The organism is Treponema sp. R6D11, from assembly GCF_054786075.1.
The window spans coordinates 1-1,435 of the sequence record NZ_BDHD01000305.1; the positions used below are offsets into that span (position 1 = coordinate 1).

Annotated in this window: 2 protein-coding genes; both read right to left on the reverse strand. The window is 46.9% G+C overall.

Annotated elements, in window-relative coordinates:
• On the reverse strand, positions 1–1,262 hold a 1,262-nt coding region (locus ACYVTD_RS12560), incomplete at its 3' end, for a hypothetical protein (RefSeq protein ID WP_461248092.1).
• Positions 1,259–1,435, reverse strand: a 177-nt coding sequence (locus ACYVTD_RS12565; protein ID WP_461248093.1) for a transcription antitermination protein NusB, incomplete at its 5' end; no start/stop codon positions are given. The genes ACYVTD_RS12560 and ACYVTD_RS12565, both read right to left, overlap by 4 nt.

Below are 1,435 nucleotides of genomic sequence, written 5' to 3' on the forward strand. Positions count from 1 at the left end.
ATAAGCCAAGACGACCACTTGTAAAGGTCTTCGTTTTCAAAATGACGGTCAAGTAAAAGCCATGCTTCGGCGATTTTTTTCGCAGGCACCTGGGATTCTGTTCTTCTTTTGCATATTTCAAGATCGATATACGGATAGGAGGAAGGTTTTAGCGTTTCATTCTTTTCAAGCACGGTAAGCGCCTGCGCGTTTGGAAGCAAGCGGGAATATCGGATAAGGGCGAATTGGCGGCTGTCTGAAAAAGATTCGGAATCGGTATCAATAATTTTTTGAAGGTAACCTGAAGCTTCCTGTGTGTCGTCAGTCGTAACCGCGAGGTTGTAGAGGCTTCTTTCGTCCGGAACAGCCGATTTGGAAAGGAGCAGCCAGAGGGAACGGGCGCTAGCGGGAAATCCCGCAAGATATATGCAGTCCGCCTGGCGGCCAAGGGCCCAATCTCCTTCCAAACGCGAGAAAAGAGCCGCAGCCCTGCGGATGTCTCCCAAGTCATAATTGTATTCGGCCGCGAAACGGATAAAATTAGCGGTCGGATGAGTCGCATTAATTACCGCCTGTATATCGTAAGAGGCGTTGTAACCTGTTTCTTCGCCTGACGAATCAACGCGGGCAATGTCCGGTTTTGGGTTAATAATTTTCATAATAATCAAATCTTGAGAGATAACCTCCGTTCCGTCGGATGAAATATCATCAGGCAAGGAAACGGCGGTTTGAGGGCTCTTAAAATCTCCCAAAAGGACGTGAAAAGACAGGCGCAGTTTGTTAAATTCGCCGTCCGTCAGCGCCGGTAAAAACGCGCGAAGGGCGTTTTCCGTTTCTTTGTTTAACGCCGTGTCTTTAATAAGGGCGGCCGCGGCAAGGGCGGATAGGGGCTGTGAAGAAGGGTATACTTTAAGGGCGCGTTTAATTGAAGCGCGGAAGTTTGAAAAAAATGGCGGATTACGGCGCACGAGCGCCTTTCTCCTTTTAAGGATAGAAAGCCACGATTCGACGCTGATTGCCTTTTTTTCAAGGCGGTCAAGTTCGCGGTTAAGGTTTTCATACTCTTTCTCTGTTCCTGTAAATATGTCGGCCGACGTGTCGTATTCGCGCAAACTGCGGGAAAAACTGTCCTGCTTCCGCGTCTCTTTGTTCGCGCCCCTTTCCACAAGGTAAAAACCGGTTAAAAAAACGCCCGTAAGCACAAATAGCATTAAACCGGCGATAAATGTTATGCGCAATAACGAACCTTTAAGAAACAAAACTTTTATTTTGTTTTGTTTCATGTTTTTTGTCCTTGAATGGTTTTGCGTATGCTGTCTAGAACGCCGTTGACAAAACGGTACGAGTCGTCTGTGCCGAATTCCCTGCTTATGCCGATGGCTTCGTCAATAACGATGGACGCAGGAATTTCTTTTTGAAATGTAAGGGCATAAACCGATATTCTTAAAATGGCGAG